Source organism: Providencia sp. PROV048 (assembly GCF_033688165.1).
Taxonomy (GTDB): Bacteria; Pseudomonadota; Gammaproteobacteria; order Enterobacterales; family Enterobacteriaceae; genus Providencia; species Providencia hangzhouensis.
This window is the reverse complement of the sequence record NZ_CP096360.1, coordinates 3,703,653-3,729,346: the sequence shown is the minus strand read 5'-3', so window position 1 is coordinate 3,729,346 and position 25,694 is coordinate 3,703,653. Positions and strand designations below refer to the sequence as shown.

Genomic DNA, 25,694 nt, shown 5'->3' with positions numbered 1-25,694 from the left:
ATCGATTTCCTTTTAACATACCGCTTTAGTGGTGGCTGCGTAGAGTAATGCCATTTCATGCTGCAGTTGCGCTTGGGTTGGTAAACCTTCACTATCACCTATAACTTGAATGGCTCTTGCTCCAACAAAATTACCTCTTGCAACAGCTTGCGGTAATGTTAAGCCTTCAAGTAAGGCGCTAATGACGCCAACGGCAAAGCCATCGCCAGCTCCAACGGTATCAATGACGTGTTTAACATGAACGGCAGGAGATATGCCCTGCTGGTTATCCGCTGTTTTATAATATGCGCCGTGTTCTCCGGTTTTAATCACAACGGCTTCAACACCGTGAGCGAGATAAAAATCAGCAATAGACTCGGGTTGGTCGAAGCCTGTCAGAATTTTGCCTTCTTTTAAGCCAGGTAAAACCCAATTAGCTTGAAACGCGAGTTGGTTGAGCTGTTTCACCATTTCTGTTTCACTCTTCCATAGAGAAGGGCGCAAGTTTGGGTCAAATGATAGTGTTTTACCTGCATTTCGCATCCATTTCGCGGCATACAGTGACAGTTGGTAGCTGGTGGGTGAAAGCGCGGCTGCCACACCACTTAAATGCAAATGGCGTGCGGATAAGAAATAATTTTCATTAAAATCGGTTAAATCTAAATGGCTTGCCGCAGAGCCTTGACGGAAATACTCCACGATGGGATCGGTTCCATTTTCAGCTTTAGATTTAAGTTGAAAGCCTGTTGGGTAATGAGAGTCTACCGTAACACATTGAGTATCCACATGTTCATTATCTAATGTGGCTTGGATAAAACGCCCGAAAGAGTCATTACCTAAGCGGCTTATCCATCCTGTTCTTAACCCAAGGCGTGAAAGGCCAACAGCAACGTTGAGCTCTGCTCCTGCAGCACGGCGAACAAAGTTTTCGACCTCATGCAATTTTCCTGTTTGCGTGGCGACGAACATCATCATGGCTTCGCCAAGAGTAACTACATCTAATTGATTTTTCATTAAATTAACTCTCCCTCTAACCTAGAAAGTCTTTAACAGAGAAACATAGTGTTCAGTGACTGCATGTAAATCATCGCCTTCGAGTGGAAACTCGATACCACAAGGAGCGTCATTCGGTAGGGCGTTTAGCACTTCTTTCCAAGTGCCATCGCTGTCATCAAGTGCCACTGCAACACGTTTATTGTCACGTAATTGGCAGGCTTTAACGTGAATGTAAGCGACTTGAGGGGAAAAAATATGTGCAGCTTTTAGCGGATCTTCCTGATGCCAATGCCAGTTCGCCATATCAAACGCCATTTTTATGGGCATATTCTGGGTTTTGACATCAGCAAAAAAGCGTTCAAGAGGCGCAATATGACCACCGGCTTCTGTTTGGTCGTTCTCAATCACTAATTGGGTGGTGTATTGATTGGTGACACCAATAACTTCGGATAAGTCATAGCACTCAGGTAGCTCACCAAGTGATAGTTTTAAAAAGCGTGCATTGAGTTGTTTGGCATCTTCGAAATAGCCTTGTAATTTGGTGATTGCGATAGGAGCTCGTTGTTGAAATAGGGTATCAGGAATTGAATAGACAGCTTTTAGTTGCCTTGCTTGTAGCTTATCAGCAATATCCGTCAGGCTATCATTCGGCAGCAAAAGCTCTTGGCGGATCTCCACGCCATCTGCATGGCTGTTTTGAATCATTTCGAATAAGGCTTGTTGGCCGCCTAATTGTTTTACGGTTTGCGCCCCATAGGCCGCAGTGACAACAATAATGTGTTTGCTCATGACTTTCCTCTGTCTGATTAAAGGGTATTTTGCCCATTTGTCATTGCGAATAATGTATTATGGAACCGGTTCCATAATGCTTTCTAGTTAGGAAAGAGCAAAATTAGAGCTGTATCACTAATCAAATGGCGATTAATGTTTAATTGCAGATCTTTATCACAACTCTATATGTAATGGGTGTAACGCTTATTATTCATTCTGATAAATGAATTTATGGTATATAACTAGTTGATTACTAATTTTTTATCTTTCTTGATATACAGCTAGCATGAAAATATGCCTAGTAAATGCGTGATTCTTCATAATTACTTATTGTTAGTTGTATCTCAATTTCGTCTTCTTCGTCTTTTAATGAAATAATATTTCAATATATTAATTAAGGTGTGAAATTTTAGTGCAATGCTACATTATTTCACAAACTCTACCCTGGCTACACCACAGCAACTCATAAATATAATAAGTTACGAAGATGAGGCTCTGAGTATGAAAGTAATGAAATTAACCGCACTTTATAGTGTGCTTCTGTTAGCTAGCGTTTCATGGGCTCAAGCAAATACCAATGAAAGTGCCGGCGTCTATAAAAAAGCCTGTACACCTGAGTTAATTCAAGCAGCAAAAAGCAATGCAGATATTTGCTATGGCGTGAATACGGCTAGTGATATTCAAATTACTAAAAAAAATGATGATAAATATAAGATAAAAGTCGTCATTATTGGTGAAAGTACCAATAAAAATTATATGAATACTTATGGTTATCCATTAGAAAATACACCATTTCTTTCATCGGTAAATGGGCGTTTTTTCAATAATTTTATTAGTGCGGCATCCAATACGGTACCGACCTTAACGCGAGCTTTAGCGAAAAATGATTTAAAGACGATCACACAGCACCATGAAAAGCCGTATTACAATAATAATTCAGTTGTTGATTTAGCCAACAAAGCGGGTTATGAAACTTATTATATCGGTAATAATGGCAGTTTTGGTGATGATGAAATTGGCTTTACAAATTATTTTCTAAAGGCGAATTATTTTTTACCGGTTAGAGACAGCAAGCCTGGTTTTGAAAACCTTTTCGTGCAAGAAAAGTTTGTCGTTGATGACAGTGTGAATAAACTCACCAATGATTTTAAAATGTTACCTGCCTTTAAAGCTGCGTTAAATAACCCGTCAGAGAAAGAAAAAGTCATTTTTGTTCATATGTGGGGGCCTCACCATGATGGTTGGCCGAAAGGAGCTTGCGAACTCGTTAAAAATAATTACAACATTAACCCTGAGCAATTTGATACTGGCTGGGGAAGTATAGCGAACTGTTATGTTTCAGCGATTAAACTGAGTGATGATTTTATTGGCGATATTTATAGTATCTTGCAAGAAAATAATAAAAATGGGGATTACCCGTTCTCCATTTTATATTTTTCTGACCATGGGCAAGGGCTAGTCAAAGCCAATAAGCAGCACGTAAAAGCACTGGAAGCAGAGTATAAAGGGTATATCAAAGACGGAAATCTATACTTACGCCATGGTCAACTCGTGAAAGGGGCATATCAAGTCCCATTAGTAGTCATCAATTCGGATGATACTAAACGTGAATTTCGCGATGAAATGTTAAGTGAGTGGAATTTATTTGATTACTTCGCGTCGTGGTTAGGAGTAGAAACTAACCTAACCTCCCCAGCGAAAAGTATCGTGGCGGAGACTATCACACCTGAAAAAGATATCGATGTCTTTGTTTTCCCACGGGACGAGTTTGTGAAGTACGATAGCTTGCCGCAGGATACCGTATTATCACCAGCCACAGTTAATACCAAAGTTGTCGCTGACAATTAATATGTCAAAAAATAAGGCAGAACCGAGCTATCAGTTCTGCCTTTATTTTTATTCAACAAGTTATTGACTCAATGCATCTGCAACTGCTTTAAAGCGGGCAAATTTATCACGTAACTGTTGATACCCAACGGCGTTTGGTTGGTAAGTCGTGATTTTGGGTGTGCTTGCCGCAATAGCGACATCAAAACCTGAATAGTAACCTGTTCCGACTGCGGCACAAAGTGCAGCGGCTTGGCAACCTGATTGCTGTACATTGACGACATCTAACGGCAAGTTACTGGCATCACAGAACATTTGCATCCACAGTGGTGACTGTGTTGGGCCACCCGTGAAACGAATAGATTCTGTTGTGTTATCAAGGCCAACAATACGGTCTTGATGTAGCAAATGTGAAAACACAATTCCTTGATAGATAGCATAAACAATATCAGCATCCGTATGGTGTGAGCTCAAACCGAGTAGACCACCATGCAAATTACTGTGGTAGTTAGAACCGTACAGCCAAGGAAAAAACAGAATATCATTTGGCCGTGTTGCCCCTTCAGCCACACAGTGATTCAGTACGTTATAATCTTGCAAACGTTGATTGAAGAAGTGACGAGTGAACCACGCGAGGTTACTGGCGGAAGTCGGGCTGCCTTCGTGGACAAAATAGGTACCTGGAATACAGTATTTACTCCATACGTATGGGTAATCTGAAGGCACAATTTCATCGAAGACACGGGTTGAAATGGTCCAAGTTCCGGCTACGGCGCTGAGTTTATCTTTTTGGCTCACCCCTGACGCCAACGCTGCACCCACCACGTCAAAGAAGCCACCAAATACAGGGGTTCCTTCTACAAGTCCAGACTCAGCAGCGGCTTTGTGGGTTACCGTTCCTGCAAGTTGAGCCGAATTAATCACCGGTGCTAGTTTGTCATTTGCCTCATCAATACCAAATAGTTGGCATAATTTAGGGTCATAACTCGACAGGGTTTGGTTAAATAATTGGCTGCCAGAAATATTGGTTTCTTCGCAGGCAATTTGGTCGGTTAGACGGTAGCGAATGTAATCGTGGACCATCAAAACATGTTGAGTATCGCGATAATTATCGGGCTCGTGTTGTTTTAACCAACGTAGCAGCGCCACAGGATGAGAAGCCCATAATTGCTGTAAACTCAATGGATAAGCTTTATCCTCGGTGCCGTCTTGGTGCCATTCATCAACAATAGATTGAGCGCGTGAATCAGATGACACAATCCCATTCCTAACCGGTTTTCCTTGGCTATTGAGTAAGTACAGCCCTTTGCCGTGAGAAGAAAAGCTGACACCGGAAATTTGGGCGGGACTGAGTTGGCTATTTTGAATCGCTTGGCGAATCACACTGCAAGCCGCTTCCCACAGCATCTCCATATTGCGTTCACTAAAACCTGCTAGTGGACTCTCAGTGGGAAAAGAATGTTCAGCAACGGTAATTTCTTGGCCTTCTGCGGTGTAGATACCCGCTTTAATGACGGTACCACCAAGGTCAACACCCATAAAAAATGCATTCATTATCGGCTCCTTTAGGCGTTGTACCAGCCTGCTTGTTGCATTTTGTCTTCCATCCAATGACGGGCTTTGATAATTTCAATCAGCGGCTCATCGGCTTTTTCTGTCCACATTTCAATCAGGAAGGAACCGCGGTAATTTAAACGTTTTAATAATTTGAATAAATTAACAAAATCTACGCAGCCTTCGCCGAAAGGCACATCACGAAATTGGCCTTTGCAGGTTTCGGTCACTGCATACGTATCTTTTAAGTGAATCGCTGCGACGTGTTCAATTCCTTGGGTGAATTCTTTTTCGACATCATTACCCCACGCGGTTAAGTTACCGACATCAGGATACACACTGAACCAAGGTGAGCGAATCTTATCGGAAAGCGTTTGCCATTTGCTAATGGAATTCATAAAAGGCGTATCCATGATTTCCACTGCACACATCACTTGAGAAGCGGCTGCAATTTCACTGACCCATTGCATGCCTTTTTCGAAATTAGCAATCGTTTCGGCATCTTGCTCTTCATAGTAAACGTCATAACCCGCAAGCTGTATAGTACGAATACCTAAGTCTTGAGCGAGCTTAATGGCTTTTTCCATTAAGGTATAGGCCATCATACGGGTGGCTTCATCATGGCTACCGAAAGGAAAGCGGCGATGGCCCGATAAACACATACTTGGAATGCGAATACCTGTTTCTTGAATGGCTCTAACCACTTCCAGACGTTCAGCGGTGCTCCAGTCTAACCGAGCTAGACGTTCGTCAGTTTCATCTACTGACATCTCCACAAAATCATAACCTGCAGATTTTGCGATAACTAATTTTTCTAACCAACTGCTGTTTTTCGGTAATGCTTTTTCATAAATACCAATTGGATGCTTGCGCATGGTTTTCCCCTTGAAAAATTAACTTTGTGTCGATGCTTTATTAAGGCGTTGGTTGCGGTTCATCGCACGTTTAGCACTCCATTTTTCTTTGAAGAACTTGAATGCTAGTGCCAAGATGAGCGTGATCCCCCAAACTGCGAGGTTAAAGTGCAGGCTTACACCAAGCAGGCTTAAACCTGTCGCAATGACCTGTAAAACCAATAAGGCACAGAACACTCGGCTAACCTTACCAACCCCCCCAAATGGGTTAGTTCCACCTAATACGATGGCAAGAATGGTGAGCAGTAAATAGGAATCTCCGTAGCCCATACGTGCAGAGTTAAAGCGAGCCATCATGATGAGCCCAGCTAACACACATAACAGACTAGAAATGGTGTATATCGCAATCATGACACGGTCGGTACGAATACCGCTGAACCACGTTGCATTGATATTACTGCCACTCATATAGATATTTTTACCTAGTCGAGTACAGCCTAGAAAAAGCGCTAAGAGAATTGCGGTAACGATGAAAATAATCATCGCGATTGGCACCCCAAGCACGGTATCGGAACCAATGGCACGAACAATGGGCGGCATGCCACTCAGTGCCGCTCCTTTGGTGAGGTAAACACCAATACCGCTGATAATCGTCATGGTGCCGAGAGTGACTAGAATAGGGTGTGCCCCGATGTGGGAGATCATCAGTCCCGTTAAGCTACCAATAATGACCGCAATCACGGTTGCGCCGATTAATGCGAAGACCAACCACATTAGCTGTGTGCCAGTACTGGCATCCACTGGGAGGTAATTGATAAACACCCAAGCCATAAAGAGCCCCGTTAAGTTAGCAGTGCTAATAATGGCAAGGTTCAACCCGCCACTTAACATAGGAACAAACATGGCAAAGGTGAGTAAGCCCAACTCAGGTAACTGAAACGTGATACTTAAAAAGGTATTTTGGGTAAAAAAGTGCCCTGGCATGGCGATACTAAACGCAGCGACAGCCAAAACAAAGATTGAAAGCAGTCCGATAACAGAGCCATCAATTTTAAAAAAAAGATTTTTTTTCATGGTGATATTCCTGTTAAACAAAACCTACGTCCGTCTCTTTACGTTTTTTGTAGTGGGTAATACAAATCGCAATGAGAATGACCATCCCGATGACGATATTGACGAAGTAGTTTGAAACACCAATCAGGTTAAGGCCGTTTTTCAAGATACCAATCAGGAAAACGCCCATTAATGTACCTATCACCGAGCCTCTGCCACCGGATAAACTGGCTCCACCCAATACAGCAGCGGCAAGCACATCCAGTTCTCCTCCCACAAGGGCATTCGGTACCACTTCACTCATTCGGTAGGTTTGCAACATACCGCCAATCGCTGCCATCGCGCCAAGGTAGCCGTAAGCAAACAGGTAAATCACTGAAACACGGATACCAATACGAGATGCAGATTCTTGGCTGCCGCCAACAGCGTATAACTGACGACCGATGTGGGTTTTATTCATTAAAATCCACGTTAAGAAGGCAATGCCTAGCATTACAATTAACGGCAAGCCAACTTGGTAATATTCGCCATCCACTTCAAAAGGCAGGATAGTCACAGGGTCAACCCACCAATCTGGCAAGTCATAAATACTGTGACCGTTGGTTAACCACATCAGCATTCCAAACAGCAGTGATTGCATACTGATGGTGATGATAATTGACACAACATTCAGCGAGTAAATCAAAATGGCGTTAATTAAGCCAAAAGCGATACCGATGATAATCGCCAATGTGATACTAACGGCAGGGCTTGCAATAAAACCTTGCAATAACCAAGTGGCAATCACGTATTGCACTACGGAAGCCACTGCAGCAAACGAAATATCAATACCCCCAGTGACGAGAACCACAAATAATCCTAAGGCGAAAATCCCCGTCACCGCATAGCTTTCACTGAGGTCGAGTAAATTTTGAATAGTCAGAAATTGTGGGCTCATCAATGTGAAGAACACCACCATGATAAGAATGACCCAAGTCAGCCAACCTTCGACAGATTGTGGTCGTAACTTTTGCCAATTAGCCATTGATGATTTCCTCCAATTGTTGCTCATTGATGGAATCTGTCACAATTTCTTTGACGATAGCGCCTTGTTTCATATGTAAAATTCTGTCGCAATTGTAATAAGCTTCGGAGGCTTCATCGGTAATTAATAAAATGGAGATACCGACACCTGATAAACGGTGAATCAGCTTGTAAATACTGTCTTTTGCACCGATATCAACACCAACGGTTGGCGAATCTAAAATCAGTACTTTAGGGCGAGTTAAAATCCATTTGGCAAGTACCACTTTTTGCTGGTTACCGCCTGAAAGTGTTGAAAGGGCGTTATTTGGGTCGGTGACTTTAATATCTAAGTCGGCTATCCACTCTTGTACGATTTCTTGGCACTGTTTTTCATCGATTAAATGCCAAGGTGTTTTGAGTCGATCAAGAATCGAAATCACCATATTGTCTGCGATGGATTGCTGTAAGATAGCGCCTAAAGTCAGGCGGTCTTCAGATACATAACCAATGCCACGCTTAATAGCGTCGGTATTATTTTTTAACTTAACAGGCTTGCCTTCAATGAATAATTCGCCGCTGTCTGGACGGGTAATGCCAAACAACGATAGCGCTAATTCGGTGCGGCCTGAGCCAAGCAAACCACATAAACCTAATACTTCGCCGCGTTTTAAATTTAAGTTGATATCACTATATTGCCCAGTCCGACTGAGGTTTTTTAGCTCAAGTACTGTGCGTCGGTCTTCCGCATTATTGGGTGGCTTGCGTTCATGGACAATGTCTAAGCCAGTCATTAACTCAGTAATTTTGCGGGTAGTTAAGCCTTCAGCAGGCCAAGTCCCAATTTTTTGGCCATCGCGGATCACCGTGATGCGGTCAGAAATCTCTTTCACTTCTTCTAGTCGGTGACTTACGAAAACAACAGTAATACCCTTATCTTTTAGGTAATTAACCGTTGAGAGTAGTTGGTTGACTTCTGTACGGGTCAATGAAGCCGTTGGTTCATCCATAATGACCAGACGTGCATCAGCAACTAGGGCGCGGCAGATAGCAACTTGTTGGCGTTGAGCAATGGGTAAGAATTGTACCGGTGTATCAGGGTCAATGGTAAAAGCCAGCTCATTGAGGATTTCTAACGCTTTCTCGCGCAGTTGTTTTTTGCGAAACCAGCCAAAATAGCCTTTGAGGTTTAGCTCAAAGGCGATATTTTCGGCAACGGTTAAATTTGGAAATAACGACAAATCTTGGTAGATAACTTGTACGCCTAATTCACGCGCTTTATCTGGTGTCAACCGGTGATAACTTTTTCCATCAATTTCAATTTTGCTACCGTCATCAGGGGCATAGACACCACTGATGGTTTTAATTAATGTGCTTTTCCCACACCCATTGGTGCCCGCTAAACAGTGCACTTCACCTTTGTTGAGCGTCAAATCGATATTGCGTAATGCACGGTGACCACCGAAGCTTTTGGAAAGGTCGCGCAAGGTAATGAGTGGATCGGATTTGTCAGCTTTTGAGGTGCTTGTCATAAGTACAATTCCTACTGCAAATAAATTGGTGTTGGCTTGTTCGTGATGAGTTCGAGCCGCTGCGTTAGTGCAGGCGACTCGAACTCAAAGAACATTAAAATTAATATCTTGATAAATATTGTATTTTTGTTTTGAACATTATTTTGACAAGGTGAAATTACAGACCGACTTCGACCAATTTTTTCGTATTTTCAATATTCAAATTAACGGGGTTGTCACTCAAAATCGTGTTGCCACTGACTTTGATTTCACCCATATCACCAATAGACACGCCATCTTTAATTTCTTCACCATTCATCATGGCAGTCGCCACCTGTACAAATACTTGTCCTGCGACTTTTGGATTCGAAATATAGCCGCCATCAATTGCGCCTTTTTCCAGTAATTTGATGCCTTGGCCAGGTGTGAATGTCCCGAATACACAGGTTTCATCATTTTTACGGCGTTTATCAATGGCTCGGCCTGCACCGATAGGGCCTTGTGAACCAAATGACATGATACCTTTTAAGTCTTTGTGCTTAGATAACAAATCATTAGCTGTACGCATTGAGTCATCAACGGATTCGGCAACACCAAAGCGGTCATCGACCATTTGCATTTTCGGGTAGTTCGCTTTCTGGTAAGCAATTGCAGCGTCGGCCCATTCGTTCACTAATGGTACTGTCAGGCTTCCCACAAACATGGCGTATTTGCCTTCTTCACCCATACAGGCCGCCATGTCTCTCATATGGTTAGCACCCATGCTTTGGGTATCAAGTAATTCAAAGTCCCAATCTGCATTTTTTTGATTTGGTGATTCGTGGGTAATAACTTTAATTCCAGCGTCTTGGGCACGTTTTAATACAGGCTCAAGCACTTTAGCGTCGTTAGGGACAACGCCAATGACATCCACTTTTTTCGCGATTAAATCTTCGATAGCACGAACTTGTTCCGCTGGGTCAGCCGTTGTTGGGCCAACTTGGAAGGCATTTACACCGAGTTTTTTGCCTTCTTCAGTAATACCTTGTTCCATAACATTAAACCAAGGAATACCACCGACTTTAACGACGACACCCATGGTAAAGGGCTTTTGTGCTTTTTGTGATTCAGCCATCGCGACATTTGAAAATAGTGCAACGCTCATTAAACAAGGTAAAACTAGCTTCTTCATGTTCATAGTTGTATTCCTTAGTGTAGATGGATACTAAATCAAGAAATTCCATTATTTAGAAATAATGAACTTCTTATATTTAGATATGCCTATAATTAAGTGCTAAGGAATTATGGGTAAATAATATCCCTGCACTTATTTAATACAGAAAATAAAATGGAACTTATTATTTTTACTTACATTACAGCTATATAATTTTTATTTTTATAAATTACTTGTCACACTCGATAATTTTAAGATTAGAGAATTGTTTTTGAAAATTATTATCATTTAGTTTGTTTGTAATTAATACGTCAATATCATCAAATGTACAAACCTGACTAAATGCATACTTTCCTAATTTACTATTATCCGCGAGCAAAACTTTATTTTCAGAAACCTGTAACATAATATTTTTTAATTTTGAGTTTATTTCACTGCCATCGCGAATACCATTTTCGATATTGAACCCTTGGCATGAAAGAAATAAGGTTTTTATCTGAAAGCTACGGATAATACTTTCTGCAATTGGGCCATGAAAATCATCATGGCGTTCTGAATATTCCCCACCAATACCAATAACGCGCACTCGGTCACGGCAGGCCAAGGCTTGGATAATCTTGACCGAGTTTGTCACTACTGTAATGTCGATATCAGGTATTTGCCGGGCTAGAAACCAGCAAGTACTACTGTTATCTAACATAATACAGTCACCAGGCTGAATTAATTTTAGTGCAGCCTTCGAAATCTTCATTTTGGCATCAGGGTGTTCTTCGGTTCTTTTACGAAAAGACTCTGCACCATCAACCATTTGACTGAGTTTGACCGAAGAAGGCATAACATTCACCATCGACATCTCTTCTTGGTCGATGGCTACCGCGCCCCCGAAGCTACGGATGATTTTATTTTCCCGCTCAAGGGCTGTTAAATCGCGACGGATAGTTTCTTGAGAAACGAGACACAATTGAGCTAAATCACGTACTAACGCCGAACCATTCTGCGAAATATGAGAACAAATTAATTTATGGCGTTCGGCTTGTAACATATTTAACTCCTATTCTTTCCACGATATTTATTCTGCCCGTGTTGCTTTTTTTTTGTCGTGATTGGATTCAAGTAATCTGTTTTTGAAAAAAACAAAGCCTGCTAAAGTGATTTTGATCTTGATTTTAAGAGTGCTAATGTGGCTTGTTACATAATAATTAGATTTGAATCACTATATTTGCGGTGTTTTTTTGCTTTTCTCTTAATAAACAAAAAATATTGGGCTAACTCGGTCATTTAACCACATCTGTATTATGACTTTATTTGACTGAATATGCCCGAATAAGACCGACTTGGGCGATTTTGTTACGAATTTGTAAAGTGAGGTGCTTTTTAAATGGCCTAAATCTGTTTACCTTAATAGCCAGATAAAGGTTATCAACACACAAAAAACATCACCATAATAAATTTTTGTTGTTGATATTAAAGCATATTTAAGCAAGCTAGGGAGTTGTTATGTTAGAACAATTGAAACAACAGGTTTTTGAAGCGAACCTTGCCTTACCCAAACATAACCTAGTGACATTTACTTGGGGAAATGTGAGTGGTATTGACCGCGAAGCTGGGCTAATGGTGATAAAACCTTCTGGCGTTGACTATGAAACCATGAAAGCAGAAGACATGGTGGTGGTATCGTTAGAAAGTGGAGAAGTAGTCGAAGGGAAATATCGACCGTCTTCAGATACCGACACGCATTTGGCTCTGTACAAAGCATTCCCTGAAATTGGCGGTATTGTTCATACTCACTCTCGTCACGCCACGATATGGGCTCAAGCGGGGCAGCCATTGAGCGCCTTAGGGACAACCCATGCCGATTACTTCTACGGTGAAATTCCTTGTACCCGTAAAATGACAGAAAGTGAGATTGAAGGGGATTATGAAAGAGAAACGGGCCATGTGATCATTGAAACCTTTAAGGAAAAAGGCCTGTCAGCAAAAGATATTCCTGCCGTATTAGTGAATAGCCATGGCCCATTTGCTTGGGGGACAAGCCCCGATAACGCAGTGCATAACGCCGTAGTGTTAGAAGAAATTGCCTATATGAATTTATTTACCCGTCAATTAAGTTCACAAGTAGGTTCAATGCAACAAGTATTATTAGATAAACACTATTTACGTAAGCACGGTAAAAATGCATATTACGGGCAAAAATAAAGTAGCTAAAAATTTAATTAAATAGAATTGGCGAACGAGAGTAATTATTGATTCTATGATCAATAACGGATTTTTTCGTCAATAAAATAGCCACAATGAATATTTTATGTGGCTATTTTACTGTTATTTTAAATAAAGGAATTTCTCGGGTTTATTTGATTAAACCTGTGGTTGTTTATAAGATAATTAAACTTATTTAAACTAAGTATATCTCTCTAAGTTGCTTAATATCATTATCTGTGAATTTAAGTTCATCTTTAATATACCTTTCAACAGAGCCAGATATTTCCTCCATTGTATTAAAGACTTCTAAAATAAATGATTCTTGAGTATCAATTAGTGAGAGTAAATAATCCAGTACATTTTGGTCTTGGGTTATTTTTCGATATCCCGCCATTTTAATTTCGTTACGTTCAAGCCGGTTAAAATGAGTAAGCATATAGTCGTCAACGATGGCTTTTTTTGGAACACCTAGCATAGCAAGTACAAGTAGTGCACCATAACCCGTTCGGTCTTTTCCTCCTCGGCAATGCTGAATATTTGGGGCATTGTGGCTATCGAGTAAAACTTCGATCATTTGTTTGAAGGCAGCTTTTGACTTATCACTTACTACAAATTGGCGATATTGCTCCAATATTTGTAACCCATCGCCGTTAATCATCTCTTTAGGAATATGTTGGATAACACTTTCGATTAATGCTTTGTCTTCATTATCCGGTGATGCGGCAAATTGTGCTGCTAATTCAGCTGTTTGAGCCGTAGCATCGAGATGATACGTTTTCTTTTCACCAACATGGCAATTAGGAGATTTGTTAATTTCATTTTGAGTACGGTAATCGATAATACTGTTTATCCCTAAATGGGAGATGTAATTTACTGCTTGTTCATTTAGATTAAACAGATGGTTAGAGCGATATAACATTCCCCATTTCACCTGTTTTCCGTCTGTTGTGGTATAACCCCCAAAATCACGGAAGTTATTTAATCCCTCAATAGGCAATGTTCTTTCAGCGAATAATCTACGTTCGTTGGCATTTTGTAAAATAAAATAGATACGTTGTTTAGCATTTAATGGGTCTTGAACTGTAATGGTATTCTCTAATTTATCTGTAATGAAATTCTCAGGATAAACTTGAGTATCAGGTCTATCCGTCCAATATAATGCTAGAGGAGAGGATGGAATTTCACTAAACTTTATTTCGAGTGTTGATTCACTCACTCTGTTGACTTCGATTTCCATATATTTCCCTTTATCATCCTAAAATTCCGAACACAGAACAAATAACACCTAAAACCATAATGGCGACAATGAGTGCAACGGTATGTTTCCCTTGAAATTTACGAACAAGGAAGAAAATACCGAGGGCAAAGAGAAGAGTGAGTAAGTTAGGTATTACCTTGTCAAACATCTCTTGTACTTTGATAGATTGCTCACCGACGGCAATGGTTAGCGGAGTGGAAAGCTTGACGGTCGTCGCTATCAAGGAACCTAGGACCATGACCCCGACAACGTTCGCTATATTAGTAATTCGCTGAATAATATTTGATTTTTTCGATTGCTCGATTAAATCAACGCCTTTGTTATAGCCATAATGAATAAAGAAATATTTGGTGCCGATATTGACGATATTAAACAGAATAAACATTAAGATAGGGCCAATAATATTACCTTGCAGTGCAAATGCGGCTCCGATGCTGCCGCAAATAGGTAACCACGTAAATTTTAATAAGCTATCACCTAGGCCTGCAAATGGCCCCATTAAACCGGCTTTTACAGAAACGACAGCTTCTTTTTCTTCTTCTGTTGTTTTTTCTTCTAATGCAGCGGTGACACCGAGAATTAATGCGCCAGCGTTAATTTGTGTGTTAAAAAACTCGAAATGGCGTTGCATGGCTTTAATACGTGTTTCTTGATCTGCTTTTTCATAAAGTTTATCGAGAACGGGTACCATACAATGCGCAAAACCAATAGTTTGCAGTTTTTCGTAGTTGTATGAGAATGACATGGTTTGAATTCGCCAAAACATACCATTAAGCTCTTTTTTCGTGAGTTTTTTATTTTCAGAGGTGGTTACTTCACTCATAGGTCATACTCCTCTTCTTCATTTTTATGGGAGGTTGGTGCTGTTTTTTCTTCTGGTGTTTGGCGCAAACTGCTGGCAAATGCCATGTCATAAAGCACTGCAAATGCCAGAGCGATAAAAGTAATTGGGATAATTGGCAGTTTTAAATAGGTTGTGAGCATAAAACCGAGCAGAAAGAAAAACCACATTCTGCCTTTAAGCAACATGAGTAGCAGAATACAGATACCGACAGCAGGGATCAGTTTAGATGCGACCCCCATACCGGTAAGAATACTTTCAGGTACGGCATTTAATATGCTATTGACTAAGTCACTACCAAAATAAACGGCAATAAAGCAGGGAATGGCGCGAATAAAAAACCACAGTGGCGTCGAAAAATAATGGACTTTTGTTAGGCCACTGTAGTTTCCATCAAGAATGGATTTACTGGCCCAGACATTTAAGAAACTGGCAAAAGAACGCCAGATAATCAGTAATTGTTGGCATAGAATAGAGACTGGCACTGCAAGGGCGATACCCGCTGCAATTCCGCCATTGGAAGCAATACCGAGTGCAACTCCAATAATTGAACCAGCGATAATATCAGGTGCAGAATAAGCGCCGACGTTACCAATTCCCATCCACATCAATTCTAATGTGGCGCTAATGGCTAACCCTTGAACCATATCGCCCATGATAATACCGGCCACAGTACCGGTGAGCAGTGGGCGTCTTAGCATTTGCGGACCGACATCATCCAATGAGCAAATACCTGCCCAAATTGCAATTAAAATGGCCTCTACTAACATAATAGGCTCCTTACTTATTGAGTGAAAATAAGTATGATTAAATGAATTAATTGAGTAATGTTTTCAATTCAACAATGGGATCTTTAGGAACCATTTGAATTTCAATGGCAACGTTATTGTTGATAAGTGACCTAAAGGCTTGTTCTTCATCCGGTGTTACAGCAACCGCACGGGATAAATTACGACGGCCTTCTTGCATACGCATCCCGCCGACATTCAGTTTTTCCAGTTTTAAGCCACTTTCGACAAGCCTGTTCACATCAATACTGTTAGTAAACAGCAGCATAGTGCGGCGTTTAATTTCCGCTTTTTTTAAGACTTCAATGAATTTATCGACGCCAAAAACGACTACTTTTAGATCTGGTGGAGCAGCCATAGTAAGAACTGATTGTTGAACGGTGTCATTGGCAACTTTGTCATTGACGATAATCACCTGTTCAATATCAAAATTTTTAACCCAAGTGGTTATAACTTGGCCATGGATAAGTCTGTCATCAATTCGAGCAACATTAATTGGCATGGGATTCTCCTAAAGTTCGCTATCATTTTGTGCTAATGGTTTAAGTTGTTCACCGACATTAAGGCAACTGTCAGGGAATACATCATTAATGACTTGATGAAGTTCATGTAAAGGGAGGTCTCGGTTGCTGAGTATTTCGAGAAAAGTAGGAACATTGATTCCGCAGTACAGCACAACATCATTTTGGGTAATAACGAGCTCGCTGGCTAAATTGCAAGGAGAACCGCCTAATAAATCCACTAAAATTAAAACGCCATCGCCTTTATTAACATTTTGATATGTTTCAAATAAATGTTTTTTTACCTCATTAATATTGCTTTCTCTTTGAATGGAAATCACGCTGATATCTTCTTGAGAGCCGATTAGCATTTCAGCACATTCCAATAACCCTTGTGCAAAAGGCCCATGGCTAGCCAGTATGATAGGTATTTGAGAGCTCATTTTTTCCCCTTATATTTATTTTTTTATTTTAGTAATAAAATTACTTTTATATATTTATTTTAAAGTAACAATATCACAAAAAAGGGGAATGAAAAGGGGGAGTTCCTAGAAAGGGTCATTTTTGTGAGCAAGATCGAAGTGGCTACTTAGAGCCACATAGAAGATATTAAGGAGGAGAAAGCCGATTAGTTATTGCTATTTAAGCGAGAAAAGCGCTCCGCACGAGTACTAATTTGTTTTTGAATTCGTTCATCGTACTGTTTAATAAATAAGTTAGTAATCAACATATTAATTACAGTCAGTTGCGAAATTTTTGAGCGAATAGGGATAAGCCTTGAAACGTGCTCCGTGGAGATCGTGTGCAAGACTGTTTCTGCTAGCGATGACACCGAGCTTTGCCCCATTTTCGTGATAGCAATGGTCGGAACTTTCAATTCTCTGGCAAGAGTGAGTAGTTTGATACATTCGTGGTTTTCACCAGAATGAGAGATGACAATGACAAGATCGTTCTGATCTAATGTATTCACAATACTGAATTGGATGCTGTAATCAAGGTGACAATTAACATCTTTTTTTATTTTAATTAGTTGATATTCAAATTCTTTTGCAACTAATCCACTACTGCCTGCACCATAAATGACAATTTTTTTACTCTTACTAATTAATTCATTTGCTAGCTTAAAGGCATTTAAATTGACCAAAGCGCAAGTTTCTTCTATGGATGATTTTTCAATCAATCCTACTTTGTGATTAACGGTTTCCATTGAATCACTAATATCAATATCTTCTTGTAGTAGAGTGCCGTAAGACTTGTGATTAATCGATGAAATTAAATCAATTTTTAGGTCGCTAAAGCCTTGGTAGCCTAACTTATGGCACAGGCGCAAGATAGTGGTGGTACTGACCTTATTTTCTTGGGCAAGGGATTGAATGCTAATACTTTGCATGTTTTTCTTATTAGCAATAATGTACTCAGCGACTTGTTTTTCTTTGGTGGAAAGGCTGTCTCTGGCCTCTCTAAGTTTTAGGTCTATCATTATTTACCCTGCTAATAAATTAAAATTCGTCATTACGAAATGGATCCTACCATATCTTAAAAATAGGGAAATGGTGACTTTTCTTTATTGTCTTCGTGTCACGATAATGGGGCTTATGGCTTAGGATAGAAAGTAAGGTCGGTAGGAAAAAGTTAATAAATATAAATAGTTAGTTATATCCCTATTGCTTAATAATAACCAAAGCAATAGGGATCAGTTTGTTTTTAAAGTGTGACGCCCATTTTAAAAATTGCTAATTCACGGAAATCATTGATTTCATTTTTTGTAGGTTCACCATTAACGGTTTTGACAACCAACTGAATGAAGTCATCTAATAACTGATCCATGGATTTTCCTGTTAATAAGGCACCTGCATTAAAATCAATCCAATGGGGTTTTTTGGCGGCTAATTCATTATTGGTCGCAATTTTCATGGTGGGGACAAAGCCACCATATGGCGTGCCACGACCTGTTGTAAATAACACCATATGGCAGCCAGCTGCTCCTAAGGCACTGGTGGCAATGGCATCATTACCCGGTGCGCTTAACAAGTTGAATCCTGGGGTTGTCAGGCGCTCCCCGTATTTTAAAACATCCATTACTTGGCTAGTGCCAGCTTTTTGTGTGCAGCCGAGGGATTTTTCTTCGAGTGTCGAAATGCCTCCGGCTTTATTACCTGGAGATGGGTTTTCATAAATTGGCTGGTCATGGGCAATAAAATACTGTTTGAAGTCATTGATCATATTGACCGTTTTCTCAAACGTCAGTTCATCATGGCAGTGGTTCATTAGAATTTGTTCAGCACCAAACATTTCAGGCACTTCGGTTAACACCGTAGTTCCGTTATGACTGACTAAAAAATCAGAAAAACAGCCTAACAATGGGTTAGCCGTGATCCCTGAAAGGCCATCAGATCCACCACATTCAAGACCAAATTTCACTTCGCTCAGTTTGCCTGCCTCACGTTTATCTTGCTGTACTAATTGATAAAGTGCATTAAGGTGCTCTACACCGGCTTCAATTTCATCATCTAATTGTTGGCATACCATAAATTTCACGCGTTCATCATCATAGTCACCTAATGTTTCTTTAAAGGCGGCGACTTGATTATTTTCACAGCCTAAACCGATGACTAAAACGCCACCTGCATTAGGGTGCTTAACCATATCTTGTAAAATAGTACGGGTTGTTAAATGGTCATCACCGAGCTGGGAACACCCTAAAGTATGGTTATAAAGATAAACACCATCAATATCAGAAGCGCCATTATGTTGTTTATTAAAGCGTTCGATCATTTTTCTCGCCAGTGCATTAACACAGCCGACTGTTGGTATCACCCAAATTTCATTACGGATAGCGACATCACCATTTGCTCGGCGATAGATTTGCACTTCTGGATCCGGCCGTGTAACGGCAATTGTGTTGTGTTCAGGGCGGTACTCATAATCATTTAAGGCACTTAAATTGGTGGCGGTATTATGAGTATGAACATGCTCTCCAGCCGTTATGGTAGTCGTTGCATGGCCGATAGGAGCGCCATATTTAACAATATTATTGCCAGCCTCAATCAAGGTGAGGGCAATTTTATGCCCTCGGTCAACATCTTGTTTTAATGTTACTGATTGCTCTGCAACACTAATGGTTTCCCCTGCTTGTCGGTTAACTAAAGTAATGGCGACATTGTCATTGGGATGTATTTTAATTATATCTTTTATCATATTGCGTTCCCTGAACTGGAAATCGGATTAAGCATGATCAGCCATAAAAAGTATGAATGATCTTTTGTTGTCTAAATTTCATTCATTATACGATCTGGTCTACAACTTTAAAAGATGTTATACCAATTTATTATGATTTATTTATTAGTGAAGTTCTATTTCACCCATCGTCGAAAAATTTCGTTATACTGTGGACATTGATGGCCAGCGAGTCGGGTGGTTATGTGAAAGGAGAAAATAATGAGCTCACAAGAGAGTGAACCGCGCCTATACCAACAAGTTGCGGCTCTGGTCAAAGAACGTATCGAAAATGACGAATACCCAGTTGGCACTAAATTACCTGCGGAACGGTTACTTGCTGACGAAATGAAGGTGAGCCGTACTGTGATCCGTGAAGCCATCATTATGTTAGAAGTAGAAGGCTATGTGGATGTACGCAAAGGATCTGGCATACATGTTATTAGTAACCGCTCTAATAACTCAGTCAATACAGAAACGGGATTAGAGTTTAGCCGCTGTGGGCCGTTTGAGCTCTTACAAGCAAGGCAATTGATTGAAAGCCATATCGCCGAGTTTGCCGCGACCCAAGCCACCAAAGAAGATATTTTAAAACTAGTTGATATTCAAAAGCATGCTCGCAAAGAGGATCGTTTTCGTGATTCAACATGGGATCTTGCTTTTCACATGCAAATTGCCGCGTCGACCCATAACAGTGCGATGGTGGTGATCGTTGAGCAAATGTGGAGCCAACGCTTACGTAACCCTTACTGGCTCAAGCTTCATGAGCACATTGATAACCGTTCGATTGAGAGCTGGTGCGATGAACATGACCAAATTTTGCAGGCGTTAGCGCGTCGAGACTCTAAAGGGGCGCGGCAAGCTATGTGGCAACATTTGGAAAATACCAAAAAAATGTTATTCAATGCGACCAGTGATGACTTCGAATTCACCATGGATCGCTATTTCTTCGCAGATAGCCCAACCATGGATGATAACAGCTAGTTATTCCTCATCATCTTCCGATATTTGCTTCAGCGCGGGGAGGTTAACTAAAATAATTTTCCCGTATTTTGCATCAATCCAGCCTAGTTTTTCCCATGCGACTAAACGCTTATTGATGGTTTGCCGTGTGGTATTAATGATGGTCGCTAAGTCATCTTGTGTAAGATATAAGCTTAGTTGAATTCCTTTTTCATGAGGTTCGCCATAGCCTTCTGCTAAGCTCAATAAGCGTTTGGCGAGTCGGGCTGAAACAGATAATAAGGCACTGTCATTGATAATGGTAAAGGCATTACGAATCACTTTGCAGAGTAAAATATTCAGAAATTGGTAAAAAACGGGGTGTTTTTCCAAGATCATGGTTAAGTCTTTCGGTGATATCGTCAGTAATATGGTTGGGCTAATCGCTTTGGCATCATGGGTGCGCGCTGATTTATCTAGCATGGCAATTTCGCCAAACCAATTGCCTGGTGAAAGATAGCGAAATACACATTCACGGCCATCTGAGGAAATTGAACTTACTTTTACTGAACCTTGAATCACCGCATATAGACCACGAGCAGGGTCACCCTGATAGTGAACCATTTCACCATCTGGATAGAAACGTAATGTGGCGCATGTCATTAAGATGGAAATCAAATAATCAGGTAAGTTACTAAACCAACTATTTGTTTTTAATATTTCAAGAATATTTTCATGCGTTAGAACTAATTGGCTGTTTTGTACCGCAATGTTCATCTGAATGCTCCCTGCATGATTGGCTAACTTTATCATGACATTTGGTAGGGTTATGTTCAATCATGAACCGCCGTAATATTCGAGTAAACCTCATAAATAAGAAATAAGGTAATAGAAAACCCGAGCCATTAATGTGGCTCGGGAGGGATTTAAAAGATAATTAATTAATCTTCAAATCGTTTTTCAATACCTAATCTTTTTAATGTCAGAATCAACAGACCACCGATAAAGGTGACCAATGCGATAAAATAGAGTCCTGCACGGGCAGATTCAAAGGTAGTTTCAGCCCAAACTCGTAAGTTTGGTGCCACAAAACCACCTAAGTTACCCACTGAGTTAATCAAAGCAATACCCGATGCAGCTGCGGTGCCGCCTAAGTATGCAGATGGGAAGCTCCAATACAGAGGCTGCATCGCCAAGTGACCAGCCGCTGCCACACACAGGGCAATAATCGCAATGACGGGAATGCTATCGAATAAACCAGAAACCGCAATTCCCGCAGCACCTAACATAAAGGTGATGGCAGCGACTTTACGACGTTCTTTTAGACGTTCTGAAATACGAGGTACATAATAAACCGCAATTGCCGCACACAGTGGTGGAATGGCGGTAACAAAGCCTACAAGTATGCCGACTTTACTGCCCAACAACGTACCGATTTGGGTTGGTAAGAAGAAATAAATCCCATAGCCACATATTTGAACGGTAAACCAAATCAGACACAGGTAGAGAACGCGCATATCTAATAATGCTCTCAAGGCGCCTTTCGGGCTATGGCCTGCTTTGGCATCTTCTTCCAAGGCTAATTTAGCGGAAAGTGCACTTTTTTCCTCAGCTGTCAGCCATTTGGCTTTTTCAGGGCGGTCATCAAGGTAAAAGAACACCCAAATCCCGACAATAGATGCTAATAAGCCTTCTACGACAAACATTAACTGCCAGCCGTATAAACCGAAGGCAAATGAAGTTCCTTCCAACGACAATAATGAGCCAGATAATGGGCCGCCAATGATAAACGCCAGTGGTGCCCCAAATAAGAAGTAGCCTGTCACCCGTGCCCGGATATTTTGTGGGAACCAGAAGGTTAAATACAGAATAACCCCCGGAAAGAAGCCCGCTTCACTGACACCAAGTAAGAAACGCAGCACAATAAAGGTGGTTTCATCATGAGCAAACATCATGACGGCAGAGACTAGCCCCCATGTGACCATAATGCGCGATAACCATACCCGAGCGCCAATTCGGTACAACAGAATATTACTTGGCACTTCAAATAGTGCGTAGCCGATAAAAAAGATCCCTGCGCCAAATGCGTATGCAGCGTCACTTAACCCAGTTGTTAATTGAAACTCTTGTTTTGCAAAACCAATATTTGAACGGTCTAAATAAGCCAATATGAACATTAATACCACCATAGGTATTATTTTTCGTATTGCTTTGCTGGTAGCCGATGATAAATGATCCGTATTGGTGGACATGGTTCACCCCAGTTTTTTGTAAGATAGTAATGTTATCTATTCATTTTTATTATGTGTTTAGCCCGCCGCTGAATAACCAGCAGAGTAGAGTATAGAGCTAATGTACTCGTCATACTTCAAGTTGCAGTGTTGTTGATTGCACCATGAATTATTCAGAGTATAAATAAGTAATTTAAAATGAATAATTCTTGTTATTAATTTCCCTTTTTCATGTTGTTAGAAATGAAATATTGAAAAAGGGAATGATCATTATTTCACGTTAAATTTGGCTAATGCTTCAGGTTTTAACGTCGTACCTGCCCCAGGCGCGGTTGGTGTGGTATAAACACCATCAATGACTTCGACTGGGTCAACAAAGCAATCCAGTGTCCATGGAATAAATTCCAATAAAGAACAAGCGGGATGTGCCATTACCAGATGCAATTGTGCCTGCATCATATCGCCATGGTGTGGTGTCACTGGTAAATTAAAGGCCATACCTAAGTCAGCAATTTCCCATACCGCTGTTAAACCGCCACAGCGTGTTGCATCAGGTTGTAAGTAATCAACGGCACCCGCCAAGACAAATTCTTTAAATGAATCATTGTGATAAAGTAATTCACCTAATGCGATAGGTATATCCATATAAGCGGCAAGCTGTTTATGGCTGGCGACATCATCATGCCATAATGGTTCTTCAAACCACTTAATATTGAAATCATTTAAACGGTGGCCATATTGCTTGGCAATACTGATATCCCATTTACCGTTTGCATCGACCATTAGGTCGATATCGTCGCCAATTGCGTTACGAACAGCTTCAATACGTTGTAGATCTTCGCGTGGATCTGGTTTACCAATTTTCATTTTTATTGCTTTGAAGCCTTCTTCGAAGATCATTTTTTTACAATCATCGACTAAGTCTTCTTGGCTACGCACTAACCAACCGCAGTCGGTGTTATAGGCGTTAACTTTATTGTGTTTTGAACCGCCAAACAGTTGCCATAGCGGCTGATCCGCGGCTTTAGCTTTAAGGTCCCAAAGGGCGATATCGATGGCAGAAATCGCCATTTGCATCAAACCACCACGACCTACCCAGATATTGGTTGAGCTGCGAGTGAGTTTTCGATGTAAATAGCGCACTTCTGTTGGGTCTTCGCCGAGTAATATTGGGCCGAAAACATCTTCAATAATAGTGGTGATTAAACGGTCAGTGGTGATGTCGGCATGTGTCCCTGTGTGACCATAACCGACTAATCCACATTCTGTTTTGATCATGACACCCGGCATCCCCCAATGGGTAATGCTGTGAGTTGAGTCACCAATTAGGTCATTAGTGACAGGTACGTGCATGATAAAAGTACTAATTTCTTTTATTTTCATTGTTGTTCCCAGGTGTTGTAAGGTGGTTGAATGCCAATCTAGCAGTGGGAAGTGGATTAAACTGTCAAATGATTTACAGATTGTGCCTGTATGACGCTTTTTACTGATAAATATGAGCTAGATCTCTTTATTTTGTATGATAGATTATGGCGTATCTTTAAAATTGGTATAACAGCTTAATAGGTGAAAATAGTGGGAAGCAGGGAACAATAAAAATTTTTATCAGGGTATGGGGTTCAATCTAGAGTAGGTTTAGAATAATGGCGGAAACCCAGCTTTATAGCGGATAAAACATGTCTAAACGATTTCTTTTATTGCTTTGTATTTTATTTACGAATTATCTTCCCCAATCTTTGGCTTCTGAGATCGTCAACAACACTGACGATTGGCAGTTGGCAGACATCCCACCAAAGCTAGTGCAAACAAAACAGCCTGAAATTATTTTTGCGATGATTGCTGGAGAAATGCGAGCCGTCGCAGAACTCAATGCAGAACACGGTTTTTATGCCTATTCTCCTTCGGGGGATTACTGTGCAATGCAGTTTGGCAATGGGTATGCCTTTGTAAAAACAGTATCGTTTTCGAACCAAAAACCGCGTTATGTACCTGAAGTGGATAGGCTAAATGATTTACAAAATCCCATTTATGATTATTTGGTCACACACCAAAAAACAGCGGTATATAACTCAACTCAGAGTAATAGTAAGCAAATTGCCTCTTTATGGGAAAACCTGCGCTACCCTGTGTTATCGCGGATGATTAAAACGGATAAAGCAGGAGAAAAGACTGCTTGGCTAACCATTCGCCTAGGGGATAGGCTGGGCTATGTGCGTTTAGATGATGTAGCATTAGATAAAGGCATTCCAATTTTAACTTATCACCATATTCTCAAAGACAGTGAAAATAAGCATTTTCGTGACACGTCAACGACGACATCCGTAGAAGCATTTCGTGAACAAATGAATTATTTAAAACAGGCGGGTTACCAAACGCTTTCGCTTGCCGATGTGGAAGATTATCTGAATAAATCTGCTAACTTACCAGGTAAAGCAGTCGTGCTGACATTTGATGATGGTTTAAAATCAGTTTATCGCTATGCATTACCGATTTTAAGGTATAACCGCCAGCAGGCGACGCTATTTATTATTTCTTCACGGATTAAAACACAGCCACAAAAATGGTCAGCGCATGACTTACAATTTATGAATAAACAAGAGATAAAAGATAGCCGAGATGTTTTTAATATCCAATCTCATACTCACTTTTTACATCGTTTAGATAACCATAATTCACCCATTTTATTTAGCCGGAAAGAACATACGATCATGTTGGATTTCAAACGATCGATGAGAATTCTAAGCCGTTTCGAACCTGAGCAGCGTTACCTTGCATATCCATTTGGTGGTTATAACCAATCAGCGATGGATGCGGCTAAAGATGCGGGGCTACATCTTGCCGTCACGACCATTCAAGGAAAAGTTAAATTGGGGGATAACCCTTTTGCGCTCAAACGTTTGTATGCTTTTCGGACTGACCCGTTAGAGAAATTTGCTCAGATGGTAGGTAATAGTGAAAAAAGCGTCATAAATCAAAATATTATTATCGACAGATAATCAATATAGCGAAGTAAGCACTG

23 protein-coding genes are annotated in these 25,694 nt (G+C 40.7%); 4 read left to right on the top strand and 19 right to left on the bottom strand.

Features of this window, described 5'->3' with window-relative positions; translation table 11 throughout:
* Positions 1-12: 12 nt before the first annotated feature.
* Both M1F26_RS16665 and M1F26_RS16660 read right to left on the bottom strand, forming a co-directional pair.
* On the bottom strand, positions 13-993 hold the full coding sequence (locus tag M1F26_RS16665) for a sugar kinase (protein ID WP_109912670.1): 981 nt from the start codon (positions 991-993) through the stop codon (positions 13-15).
* 21 nt (positions 994-1,014) lie between these two features.
* Positions 1,015-1,764 carry a sugar phosphate isomerase/epimerase family protein gene (locus tag M1F26_RS16660; RefSeq protein ID WP_140171745.1) on the bottom strand — a complete coding sequence of 250 codons (750 nt, stop codon included), beginning with the start codon at positions 1,762-1,764 and terminating at the stop codon, positions 1,015-1,017.
* 483 nt (positions 1,765-2,247) lie between these two features.
* Here M1F26_RS16660 and M1F26_RS16655 point away from each other — a divergent pair, with 483 nt between their 5' ends.
* The gene (locus M1F26_RS16655) at positions 2,248-3,594 is read left to right on the top strand and encodes a phosphoethanolamine transferase (RefSeq protein WP_164565560.1); all 1,347 of its coding nucleotides are present in this window, start codon (positions 2,248-2,250) and stop codon (positions 3,592-3,594) included.
* 60 nt (positions 3,595-3,654) lie between these two features.
* Here M1F26_RS16655 and M1F26_RS16650 read toward each other — a convergent pair whose 3' ends face one another.
* The 7 genes from M1F26_RS16650 to M1F26_RS16620 form a co-directional block, all read right to left on the bottom strand.
* Positions 3,655-5,127 carry an FGGY-family carbohydrate kinase gene (locus M1F26_RS16650; RefSeq protein WP_140171743.1) on the bottom strand — a complete coding sequence of 491 codons (1,473 nt, stop codon included), beginning with the start codon at positions 5,125-5,127 and terminating at the stop codon, positions 3,655-3,657.
* 11 nt (positions 5,128-5,138) lie between these two features.
* Complete coding sequence (locus M1F26_RS16645) at positions 5,139-6,002, bottom strand: L-ribulose-5-phosphate 3-epimerase (RefSeq protein WP_140171742.1); 864 nt, start codon at positions 6,000-6,002, stop codon at positions 5,139-5,141.
* Positions 6,003-6,020: 18 nt separating this feature from the next.
* On the bottom strand, positions 6,021-7,055 hold the full coding sequence (locus M1F26_RS16640) for an ABC transporter permease (RefSeq protein WP_140171741.1): 1,035 nt from the start codon (positions 7,053-7,055) through the stop codon (positions 6,021-6,023).
* 13 nt (positions 7,056-7,068) lie between these two features.
* Positions 7,069-8,058, bottom strand: coding sequence for an ABC transporter permease (locus M1F26_RS16635; RefSeq protein WP_140171740.1), 990 nt, complete (start codon positions 8,056-8,058; stop codon positions 7,069-7,071).
* The gene (locus M1F26_RS16630) at positions 8,051-9,568 is read right to left on the bottom strand and encodes a sugar ABC transporter ATP-binding protein (protein WP_140171739.1); all 1,518 of its coding nucleotides are present in this window, start codon (positions 9,566-9,568) and stop codon (positions 8,051-8,053) included. Before M1F26_RS16630 ends, M1F26_RS16635 begins: the two co-directional genes overlap by 8 nt.
* A 157-nt stretch (positions 9,569-9,725) precedes the next feature.
* Positions 9,726-10,718, bottom strand: coding sequence for a substrate-binding domain-containing protein (locus tag M1F26_RS16625; RefSeq protein ID WP_036958239.1), 993 nt, complete (start codon positions 10,716-10,718; stop codon positions 9,726-9,728).
* A 211-nt stretch (positions 10,719-10,929) separates the two neighbouring features.
* Positions 10,930-11,742, bottom strand: a complete 813-nt coding sequence (locus M1F26_RS16620) for a DeoR/GlpR family DNA-binding transcription regulator (protein ID WP_140171738.1) — start codon at positions 11,740-11,742, stop codon at positions 10,930-10,932.
* 455 nt (positions 11,743-12,197) lie between these two features.
* Here M1F26_RS16620 and araD point away from each other — a divergent pair, with 455 nt between their 5' ends.
* Positions 12,198-12,896: an L-ribulose-5-phosphate 4-epimerase gene (gene araD, locus M1F26_RS16615; protein WP_004259191.1), complete on the top strand. Its 699-nt coding sequence runs from the start codon at positions 12,198-12,200 to the stop codon at positions 12,894-12,896.
* A gap of 196 nt (positions 12,897-13,092) precedes the next feature.
* Here araD and M1F26_RS16610 read toward each other — a convergent pair whose 3' ends face one another.
* The 7 genes from M1F26_RS16610 to M1F26_RS16580 all read right to left on the bottom strand — a co-directional run bounded on the left by M1F26_RS16610 (position 13,093) and on the right by M1F26_RS16580 (position 19,484).
* The gene (locus M1F26_RS16610) at positions 13,093-14,136 is read right to left on the bottom strand and encodes a tyrosine-protein phosphatase (protein ID WP_140171737.1); all 1,044 of its coding nucleotides are present in this window, start codon (positions 14,134-14,136) and stop codon (positions 13,093-13,095) included.
* Between the two features lie 13 nt (positions 14,137-14,149).
* Positions 14,150-14,980, bottom strand: a complete 831-nt coding sequence (locus M1F26_RS16605) for a PTS system mannose/fructose/sorbose family transporter subunit IID (protein ID WP_004259186.1) — start codon at positions 14,978-14,980, stop codon at positions 14,150-14,152.
* On the bottom strand, positions 14,977-15,768 hold the full coding sequence (locus tag M1F26_RS16600; protein WP_047756133.1) for a PTS mannose/fructose/sorbose/N-acetylgalactosamine transporter subunit IIC: 792 nt from the start codon (positions 15,766-15,768) through the stop codon (positions 14,977-14,979). The genes M1F26_RS16605 and M1F26_RS16600 overlap by 4 nt, the downstream gene beginning before the upstream one ends.
* Positions 15,769-15,814: 46 nt before the next feature.
* Positions 15,815-16,288: a PTS system mannose/fructose/N-acetylgalactosamine-transporter subunit IIB gene (locus M1F26_RS16595; RefSeq protein WP_140171736.1), complete on the bottom strand. Its 474-nt coding sequence runs from the start codon at positions 16,286-16,288 to the stop codon at positions 15,815-15,817.
* Between the two features lie 9 nt (positions 16,289-16,297).
* A complete protein-coding gene (locus M1F26_RS16590; RefSeq protein WP_096864482.1) occupies positions 16,298-16,729 on the bottom strand; it encodes a PTS sugar transporter subunit IIA in 432 nt (143 codons plus the stop codon).
* Between the two features lie 185 nt (positions 16,730-16,914).
* Positions 16,915-17,766, bottom strand: a complete 852-nt coding sequence (locus tag M1F26_RS16585) for a MurR/RpiR family transcriptional regulator (RefSeq protein ID WP_140171735.1) — start codon at positions 17,764-17,766, stop codon at positions 16,915-16,917.
* Between the two features lie 224 nt (positions 17,767-17,990).
* Complete coding sequence (locus tag M1F26_RS16580) at positions 17,991-19,484, bottom strand: UxaA family hydrolase (protein ID WP_140171734.1); 1,494 nt, start codon at positions 19,482-19,484, stop codon at positions 17,991-17,993.
* A gap of 240 nt (positions 19,485-19,724) precedes the next feature.
* On the opposite strand from M1F26_RS16580, the gene exuR reads away from it, so the two are divergent.
* Complete coding sequence (gene exuR / locus M1F26_RS16575) at positions 19,725-20,486, top strand: transcriptional regulator ExuR (RefSeq protein ID WP_140171733.1); 762 nt, start codon at positions 19,725-19,727, stop codon at positions 20,484-20,486.
* On the opposite strand, the gene M1F26_RS16570 is transcribed toward exuR, so the two are convergent.
* The 3 genes from M1F26_RS16570 to M1F26_RS16560 form a co-directional block, all read right to left on the bottom strand.
* A complete protein-coding gene (locus M1F26_RS16570; protein ID WP_099975398.1) occupies positions 20,487-21,221 on the bottom strand; it encodes a Crp/Fnr family transcriptional regulator in 735 nt (244 codons plus the stop codon). It lies immediately after the preceding gene.
* Between the two features lie 164 nt (positions 21,222-21,385).
* Complete coding sequence (locus M1F26_RS16565) at positions 21,386-22,696, bottom strand: MFS transporter (RefSeq protein ID WP_318837614.1); 1,311 nt, start codon at positions 22,694-22,696, stop codon at positions 21,386-21,388.
* 249 nt (positions 22,697-22,945) lie between these two features.
* Positions 22,946-24,058 carry a mandelate racemase/muconate lactonizing enzyme family protein gene (locus tag M1F26_RS16560; RefSeq protein ID WP_140171732.1) on the bottom strand — a complete coding sequence of 371 codons (1,113 nt, stop codon included), beginning with the start codon at positions 24,056-24,058 and terminating at the stop codon, positions 22,946-22,948.
* Positions 24,059-24,351: 293 nt separating this feature from the next.
* Between M1F26_RS16560 and M1F26_RS16555 the strand changes: the two genes are divergently transcribed.
* Complete coding sequence (locus M1F26_RS16555; protein ID WP_140171731.1) at positions 24,352-25,671, top strand: polysaccharide deacetylase family protein; 1,320 nt, start codon at positions 24,352-24,354, stop codon at positions 25,669-25,671.
* Positions 25,672-25,694 lie beyond the last annotated feature (23 nt).